Origin of the sequence: Parvibaculum sp. (assembly GCF_049672805.1) — a bacterium.
GTDB lineage: Bacteria > Pseudomonadota > Alphaproteobacteria > Parvibaculales > Parvibaculaceae > Parvibaculum.
This window is the reverse complement of record NZ_JBATWS010000333.1, coordinates 1-7,680: the sequence shown is the minus strand read 5'-3', so window position 1 is coordinate 7,680 and position 7,680 is coordinate 1. Positions and strand designations below refer to the sequence as shown.

General features: G+C 60.4%; 7 protein-coding genes, 2 tRNA genes and 1 riboswitch. Of the genes, 2 read left to right on the top strand and 7 right to left on the bottom strand.

All coding sequences use genetic code 11. From position 1 onward, the window contains the following. The 3 genes from WBF74_RS10600 to WBF74_RS10590 all read right to left on the bottom strand — a co-directional run. Nucleotides 1–749, bottom strand: a 749-nt coding sequence (locus WBF74_RS10600; RefSeq protein ID WP_424439307.1) for a TonB-dependent receptor, incomplete at its 3' end; no start/stop codon positions are given. A 140-nt stretch (nucleotides 750–889) separates the two neighbouring features. Next, nucleotides 890–1,116: riboswitch (cobalamin riboswitch) on the bottom strand. 42 nt (nucleotides 1,117–1,158) lie between these two features. Further along, entirely contained in the window at nucleotides 1,159–1,794 is a 636-nt protein-coding gene (locus tag WBF74_RS10595) for a glutathione S-transferase family protein (protein ID WP_424439304.1), read from the bottom strand. 150 nt (nucleotides 1,795–1,944) lie between these two features. Continuing rightward, nucleotides 1,945–2,021, bottom strand: a tRNA-Pro gene (locus WBF74_RS10590). A gap of 171 nt (nucleotides 2,022–2,192) precedes the next feature. On the opposite strand from WBF74_RS10590, the gene WBF74_RS10585 reads away from it, so the two are divergent. After that, nucleotides 2,193–2,267, top strand: a tRNA-Gln gene (locus WBF74_RS10585). Between the two features lie 182 nt (nucleotides 2,268–2,449). Here the strand turns inward: WBF74_RS10585 and csgH are convergent. Both csgH and WBF74_RS10575 read right to left on the bottom strand, forming a co-directional pair. After that, nucleotides 2,450–2,809: a curli-like amyloid fiber formation chaperone CsgH gene (csgH, locus tag WBF74_RS10580; protein ID WP_424439301.1), complete on the bottom strand. Its 360-nt coding sequence runs from the start codon at nucleotides 2,807–2,809 to the stop codon at nucleotides 2,450–2,452. 64 nt (nucleotides 2,810–2,873) lie between these two features. Then, nucleotides 2,874–3,377: a hypothetical protein gene (locus WBF74_RS10575; RefSeq protein WP_424439298.1), complete on the bottom strand. Its 504-nt coding sequence runs from the start codon at nucleotides 3,375–3,377 to the stop codon at nucleotides 2,874–2,876. A gap of 284 nt (nucleotides 3,378–3,661) precedes the next feature. Between WBF74_RS10575 and WBF74_RS10570 the strand changes: the two genes are divergently transcribed. After that, nucleotides 3,662–4,123 carry a hypothetical protein gene (locus tag WBF74_RS10570; protein WP_424439295.1) on the top strand — a complete coding sequence of 154 codons (462 nt, stop codon included), beginning with the start codon at nucleotides 3,662–3,664 and terminating at the stop codon, nucleotides 4,121–4,123. 9 nt (nucleotides 4,124–4,132) lie between these two features. Here the strand turns inward: WBF74_RS10570 and WBF74_RS10565 are convergent, their stop codons facing one another. Together WBF74_RS10565 and WBF74_RS10560 are read right to left on the bottom strand one after the other, a co-directional pair. Next, the gene (locus tag WBF74_RS10565) at nucleotides 4,133–6,007 is read right to left on the bottom strand and encodes an ABC transporter ATP-binding protein (RefSeq protein ID WP_424439292.1); all 1,875 of its coding nucleotides are present in this window, start codon (nucleotides 6,005–6,007) and stop codon (nucleotides 4,133–4,135) included. Beyond that, a partial coding sequence (locus WBF74_RS10560) for an ABC transporter ATP-binding protein (RefSeq protein WP_424439289.1) occupies nucleotides 6,004–7,680 on the bottom strand: 1,677 nt, incomplete at its 5' end. The genes WBF74_RS10565 and WBF74_RS10560, both read right to left, overlap by 4 nt.

Here is a 7,680-nt window from a genome sequence, read left to right as displayed (position 1 = left end):
TCCATATATTGCGCAAAGAACGAGCCGCGCAGACTGGCATTGAAGTCTCGGTCAAGCTGAAGCGAGCCGGTGATGTTTTCATAGCCGTCCCGCTCTTCCGGCACGCCAAAGCGATACTGGCTCGGCGTAACGTCATGGCCATCCGTAGCCTGTCGCGACAGGGAGACAAAATAGGATGTGCCGCCCACTTTGCCGCCCGTCGTGCCGGCTGTGTTGAAGCGCCCGTTGGTTCCGACTTCCAGACGGAGCGTGGAAGCGGGGAGGGCCGAACCCTTTTTCGTGATGATGTTGATGACGCCGCCCATGGCCTGACTGCCATAAAGCGCCGATTGCGGGCCGCGCACGACCTCGATCCGGTCGATATTCTCGGTCGTCATATCGGCAAAGTTGAACGCGTCAGAGGGCGAAGAGGGATCGTTCACCGGCTGGCCATTGACCAGCACCAGCGTCTGATTGCTGTTGCCACCGCGCATGAAGGAATAGGTGAGCGTACCCTGGCCGCCCTGCTGCACCGGATGAATACCGGGCACGCGTTGCAGCGCCTCGGTGACGGTCTTGTATTGATGCGCCTCGATCTCTTTCGATGTGATGATCGTATAGCTCGCCGCCACTTCCTTTGTCGGGATCGGCTCGATGCCGCTCGTGATCAGAAGCTCGCCTGTTTCCAGTGTTTCTTCTGCCTGCGCAGGAAAGGCGGCAAGTGCCGCAATAGTCAGGGCCGTGATGGCCCCCCAGCCTGTGATTCTCATGGAATGTTACTTCCTGTCTCTCTGGCGCGGCCACCCCGGCCGCCTGGTGCCGCGAGCGGGAGAAAGACAGAAAGGAAACGGAGTGCCGACGGCGAAAGGCCGAAAGACAGGCCGCCCTCCCTGGCGACCCCCGGCCATGGCAGATGACGAACCCGGTGGCAGGTCTCCTGGCTCACGGGTCATCGACTTCGTTCCGCCTTCCCGGGATGCCGGCCTGAAGGACCTGAGCAGCCAGTGACATTAATGGAACGGAGCCTCGCCGCTTACAGTTGCGGGGGCAGCCAGGGAATCGGCCTTGGAGCGACCTCACCCTGTTCCCTCTTGCCTCCGGAAACGCCTTTGGGGCGCCCCCGGAACCATCGAGTGGCGCGCATCATAAGGAGGCGGGGGGCTGTGTCAAATGGCGGTATCAGGCCTTGGCGCTGGGTCGGGCGGAGACGGCACCATGCCAGCGAAGCAGATTCGCATGTTCCGGCTTCGGCTCATGCTTCACCCATTTCGCGAAATCAACACAGACAAGCGCCGTAATGTCGGCAAGCGAGAAGCGGTCGATGGCGATGAAATCCCGACCGGCAAGGCGGGCATCGAGCATGTCGAAGAAACGCGTCAGGCGGACGGAGCCGCGCTCGGCGAGGGCAGGAATCTGCTCGAAATTGACCGGCCCCGGCAGGGCGCGGCCAACCATGCCTTTTGACGTGTTGCGGAGTATTTCGGCGACCGGCATGAAGCCCTCAAACTCGATCCGCGCATTCCAGCCGAGAACAAGGCCCTTCTCCTCGGGTGTAGAGCCGAGCAGGGCAGGCTCCGGCTTCACGGCATCCGCCCAGGCAGCAATGCCGATATTCTCGGTAAGCACAACGCCGCTATCGAGCTTCAGGGCAGGCACCGTGCAGGCCGGGTTGATGGCACGGTAGGCATCGCCAAGCTGTTCACCCTTTGCCAGATCCACCTGCACCGTTTCATGCGCGATTCCCTTTTCAGCCAGCAGAATGCGCGCGCGGCGTGGGCTGGGAGCGGCGGTGAAATCATAAAGAACCGGGGCCATGCTGTGTTCCTCCACTGAAAAGGGTGGCGCATGGTAGCGAAAAGGGACGGTGCCTGTCTTGCTGTGAAGGCCGCTATTTCCGCAAGGACGGGCTTGAAATGAAGAAGGCTCCCGCGCCGTGACGCGCCGGGAGCCTTTCATCCTCGAAGCTGGTCGGAGTGGCAGGATTCGAACCTGCGACCCCCTCGTCCCGAACGAGGTGCGCTACCAGACTGCGCCACACTCCGCCTCCGCTTCGAGGCGGCGTTATAGCCGCCAAAATCGGGGCCTGCAAGCGCGATCCGGCATAAAGGAGAGGGGGGAGAAAGCTTTATATGCGGTCCATGCCGGTTGCACCGCTATTTCTATGCCGGTATGTTCCGCCGCATTTCGTGGCTCCCCATCCGGGGCCTGCCTGCTGGGGCGTAGCCAAGTGGTAAGGCAGCGGATTTTGATTCCGCCATTCGGAGGTTCGAGTCCTCCCGCCCCAGCCAAGAAGACCTCCCGAAATCGGAAATCGCTGTTCGCAACCGGATTGGGGCTGGCGGGCGGTCGCTCTTATCGGGCGAACAACCGCCCGGTTCTGCCTTGTCCGGACAATTTGCTGCGGAGCGTCAGCTCCGCCCTTGTCCGGTGCTGTGCTTCGGTGTGACGCGAGCGGCAACGAACTACCACGTCAGAAGCTGCAGCGGTGATAGCCCGCACCGTCCTCGACTGTCAGCAGCGCGCTATAGCGATCCTTTGCGCCGCGGTTCACTTCCGTGACGGAGACGACCGCCTCGCCTTCGGGTCCGATTTCATAATCGCCGCCCTGTGACACGCTGGACGTGCCCGCGGGGCCGGATTTCTCAAGCGAGAAGGAATAGCTGCCGAAGGTGCCGGGGGCGCCATAGACGACGCTTTCAAGCATCAGACCCGCAGCCGTGTTGCTCGCCCGTATCTCGCAAGCAGGGGGAGAGGAGGGCAGGGCCGTGGCCGCGACACAGCCGAAAACAAGGGGCACGCAAACCAGTGATGTCCATTTGATGAGTTTCATTATATTGCTCCCGGTTTGGAGGGCGCATGGGAGGCGACACCACGCCGCCTCCCCATGATTTCGCTTAGTAGCCGCCCTGAATGACGACGCTCGTATTGCCGTGGCCGGTCTGCACCGTGTTCGCCTTCTGACCATTGCCAACCTGAATGGTGGCGGCGGTGTTGTTCGAACCCAGCTGGTCGGTCGTCGCCTTGTGGTTGTTGCCGATCTGCGCGATGCCGGAGGTGTTGTTACGGCCCGTCTGGATCGTCGCCGCAGAGTTGTTGCGGCCTTCCTGGCCCGTCACGGCGTAGTTGTTGCGACCATACTGATCGGTCAGGGCGGTGTTCCGGTTGCCGAGCTGCTGCTGGTAGAGATAGTTCCACTCACCATGCTGCACGGCCGTGGAGTGATTGCTGCGTCCATCTGTGTGGATCGCACCCTTGTTGTAGTAGCCGTTCTGCGTATAGACACCGGTATTGTACTTGCCGCTCTGATAGACAGAGGCCGAGTTGCCTGCATTCGCGCCGGTGATGCCGGCCGCGAGAAGAGCTGCGATTGCGCTCGTCGTGAGAATGAACTTCTTCATGGTGCATCTCCTGTTGGTGGACCGGCCATCGTGGCGCGTCCTGTTGACGATGCCTTTTTAGCGAGGCGCGTCTGAGTGCCACCTGAAGCGCTCATTCATTTTTCGTTCACCCGCATATTTTTTCAATTTTTGAAAATGCGTGTGCGTCGCGTGTGTCTCGTCGCGCCTGGTGCATGCAGACTGAATGGTTCCTGAACGGAAACTTCACGCGGCAATCAGTTCTCCTTCCTTAAAGAGAAGATCACGAACACCGGCAGAAGCGCCGGAAAGAGCAGGAGAGAGAAATGAAAAAGATCTTGATTGCGGCGAACGCCTTTCTGCTTGTCTTTCTGCTTGCATCGCCAGCTGCCTGGGCGGGGAGTGCCGTAAGGATCGAACAGACAGGCAATGGAGCCTTTACCGTCCTTAATCAGGGCAAGGCCGTCACCTACAAGAACATGCCCCAGCAAAAGATCGACAAGCTCGTTCCGTTCATCACGCGTGATCGCGTCCCGACAACGGGAAAGATGGGCGGCAGGGGCTGCGCGCCGGGTTTCATGCAGGGCGGCGTGAACAATGCTGCGACCTATCAGTCGGGTTTCGGAAACACCGCGACAATCAAGCAGACAGGCACAGGAAATCAGGCCGTTGCCGTTCAGGATGGCAACAACAACAAGTCCTATATCGTGCAGCGGGGTAACGGAAATCTCGCCGAGACCGTGCAGGCCGGTAACAACAATACGGCGGTTATCCTGCAGCGGTGCTGATCGGGCGGTTTATGCCCTGTCCTTTGTATCCTGCACCTGAAGCTCATAGAGCGTCTTGTAAAGCCCTCCGGCGGCGATGAGTTCCTGATGCGTGCCGATCTCGCGCACTTCGCCGCCGGAAAGAACCACGATGCGGTTCGCCTCACGGATTGTTTGCAGCCTGTGCGCAATGATGATTGAGGTCCGCCCCGCCGTGACACGGGCAAGCGCATCCTGAATGATGAGTTCGGTTTCCGTGTCGATGCTCGCCGTCGCCTCATCAAGAATGAGAATGTCGGGGTTCATCGCGAGCACACGCGCGAAGGCAAGCAATTGCCGCTGCCCGTGGCTGAGATTGCGTCCCCGTTCCGTCAGCACCGTGTCATAGCCTTGCGGCAGCATGCGGATGAAAGGATCCGCATGAACAAGGCGTGCCGCTTCCCGCGCGGCCTCGCGCGTGATGGCCGGATTGCCCAGCATGATGTTGTCGTAAACACTTCCGGAAAAAATGTGAAAGTCTTGCAGCACCACGCCAATGCGCTGGCGAATATCAGCCGGCGCAGCATCCATGATGTCCACGCCATCAATCAGAATCGAATTGCGTGGCACATCATAGAAGCGGCAGAGCAGGCGGATAAGGCTCGTCTTGCCTGAGCCCGTGGGGCCGACAATCGCTACTTTTTCGCCGGGGCGAATGTCGAAACTCACATCTTTCAGTATGGTCGTGCCGGGCGAATAGCCGAAAGTCAGATGGTTGAAGACGACATGGCCCGCGCCATGCCGGGGCAGCGGCGTTGGTTCGGCTGGCACATCGAGCTTCTCGTCCCAGTCCAGCGCCTGAAAGATGCGCTCGCAACTCGCCATCGCCCGGAAAACGACGTTCCATTGTTCGCCCATTGCGACGATGGGGCGGAACATCATGTCGGCAAATTGCGCAAAGAGAATCACGCTGCCAAGCGTCGCAGCTCCGTCAAAGACATGTTGCCCGCCAAACCAGACAATCGCGGCCATCGCCAGAAAGGCCATGCTGTCCATCGCGGGACCGTAATAGCTTTCGATGCGGACCGCGCTGTTCTCTTCCTTGCGGTTTTCCTCGTTGATCTCGGTGTAACGCTCATAATTGATCTGCTCGCGCCCATAGAGCTGCACCACCTCTATGCCGGAGAGATTTTCCTGCAGGTTTTCGTTCAGCCGCGAGAGGGATGAGCGGATATTGCGATAGACCTGCCGCGAGGCGATGCGGAAAATCCATGTCGCAAGCGCGGCGACCGGCAACAGCACCATAAGCTCAAGGGTCAATGCCGGATTGAGTGTGAACATGACGCTGACAGCCACAAAGAAGGGAACAAATTCCCCGAGCAGAACGCCAAATCCCGCCAGAAGCTCGAACAGCGTTTCGATGTCATTGGTGAGGCGCGTCATCACGCGACCGACAGCCACGCGGTCATAGAAGCTCGACGGCAATCGCTCCAGATGGGCGAAGAGATCGCGCCTCAGATCGCGCAGGCCGTTCAGCACCGTGCGCGCCAGCATGATGCGAAAGCCATGTCCGAATGCCGCGCAGAGTCTCGTCAAGAGCGCAAAGAGAAGGCAGGCAGCAAAGATCGGATGTGTATCGAGCAGTGTCGCCAGATGGGCTGTGAGTGCCTTCTGGCCGAAATCAGGTGCTGCCTCGCCCGACGCAGGAAGAAGAATGCCGTCCACCACCACGCGGCTCACAACGACAGGGGCAAGCACCGCCGCACTTGCCGCGAGGATCACGAAAAGGATCGCGAGCCAGCCCTCCCGTCGATAGGGCGCCATCCAGCGAAAGAGGCGGCCGAGAAGACGAAAGTCGAAGCCGCGTGTTTCGATCTCATCCTCGAATACGGAGTGATTGCGCGCCTTGTTGCCGCCGCTGCTCATGCGCCGCCTCCCGTATCCTTTCCAAGCGCCTGAACAAGCTCGTCACGCCGCCCCTGCTGGCGCTCAAGCATGGCGTAAAGGCCGCCGCGGGCGAGCAGTTCCTCATGCGTGCCGATTTCGGCAATGCGTCCCTCGTCCAGAACCACAATGCGGTTTGCATGTCGCGCCGTGGATACGCGATGCGAGACCATCAGCGTCGTGCGGCCCCGGCGCAATTCCTTCAGACGCGAGAGAATGAACTCTTCCGTTTCCGTATCAACGGAGGAGAAGCAGTCATCCAGCAGCAGAACGGGCGTCTCGCGGATGAGGCCGCGGGCAAGGCTTGCGCGTTGCTTCTGCCCGCCGGAAAGCGTCACGCCCCGTTCACCCACCAGCGTTTCCAGCCGGTCGGGCAGGCGGCGGATGGTTGTTTCAAGGTCCGCGCTCTCCGCCGCTCGCCAGACTTCATCCGTGGCACGCTCGGGATTGTCGTAGGAAATATTCTGCGCGATATGCGTAGCAAAGAGGAACGGGTCTTGCGGCACCATCGCGATCTGCCCCCGCACCTGTGCCAGCGGCAACATGCGAATGTCGCGCCCGTCGAGATAGATGGCGCCGGGTGGCGGATCAATAAGGCGCACCATGAGCCGCAGCAATGTGGACTTGCCGGAGCCGACACGGCCAAGCAGCGCAATCATCTCGCCCTGTTCGATGTCGAGCGACACATCCTTGAGAGCGGGAAAGCCTTCGCCCTTTTTCGCCGGATGCGTATAGGAGAGGTGGCGAATGGTGATCGCCCCGCCCACGGCATCAAGCGGCGCGGCATCCGGCGCGTCGCGTATTTCCGGCGGGTGATCGAGTATCTCGAAAATGCGGGCCGCCGCCGATCCGCCGCGCTGGAAAAGCGTCACCATGATGCCGCCTTCGCGGATCGGCGCGAGCATCATGCTGAGATAGAAGATGAAGGCGGTAAAGGTGCCGAGCGTCATCGCCCCGTCAATCACCTGCATCCCGCCATAGCCAACCACCACGAGCGTGGTGAAGCCCGTCGCGATCAGCATGGCGGAAGTGAGGCCGGAGTTCAGCGACATCAGCCTGTAATAATCATCCGCATAGCGGCGCGATGCCGCTTCAAAGCGTGCCGTCTCCCGCTCTTCCTGCGAATGGGTCTGGATGGTGCGGATGCCGTTCAGGTTTTCCTGCACCTGTTCGGAAAGGGAAGAGAAGCCCTCCTGAACAAGCATGGAATGATCGAAGATCCGCTTCGCAATGATCCAGCCTATGACCGCAAAGACGGGCAGGGCAGGCAGCAGCAGAAGCGTCAGTCCGGGCGACTGATAGAACATGAAGATGAAGGCGATGAGGCCGGAAAAGCCGAGCACGAAAAGAAGCCGCGTGCCGAGGCCGATAAGCTGGCGGATCAGCGCGATGTCGTTGATGGCGCGCGCCATCAGGTCGCCCGTGGTGAAGCGGGAGAAAAAGCCCGGGCCTTGCTGTTCCAGATGCCAATAGAGCCGCTGGCGCAGTTCGAAGGCCGCATCCACCCCCACTTCGCGCACAAAGCGGCGGCCCGCATTGAAGGCTGCGTAACGCAACACCATCAGAGCCAGAATGGCGAGTGTCGGCAAGACGAGCCGCGTATCGCCAACGGCAATCCGGTCAATGCCCATCTTCAGGAAGAGCGGCATGAAGGC

Excerpts from the sequence above, each read along its gene's own strand:
- WBF74_RS10575 (WP_424439298.1), bottom strand. The coding sequence starts at position 3,377 with ATGAAGAAGTTCATTCTCACGACGAGCGCAATCGCAGCTCTTCTCGCG.
- WBF74_RS10595 (WP_424439304.1), bottom strand. The coding sequence starts at position 1,794 with ATGGCCCCGGTTCTTTATGATTTCACCGCCGCTCCCAGCCCACGCCGC.
- WBF74_RS10570 (WP_424439295.1), top strand. The coding sequence starts at position 3,662 with ATGAAAAAGATCTTGATTGCGGCGAACGCCTTTCTGCTTGTCTTTCTG.
- WBF74_RS10565 (WP_424439292.1), bottom strand. The coding sequence starts at position 6,007 with ATGAGCAGCGGCGGCAACAAGGCGCGCAATCACTCCGTATTCGAGGAT.
- csgH (WP_424439301.1), bottom strand. The coding sequence starts at position 2,809 with ATGAAACTCATCAAATGGACATCACTGGTTTGCGTGCCCCTTGTTTTC.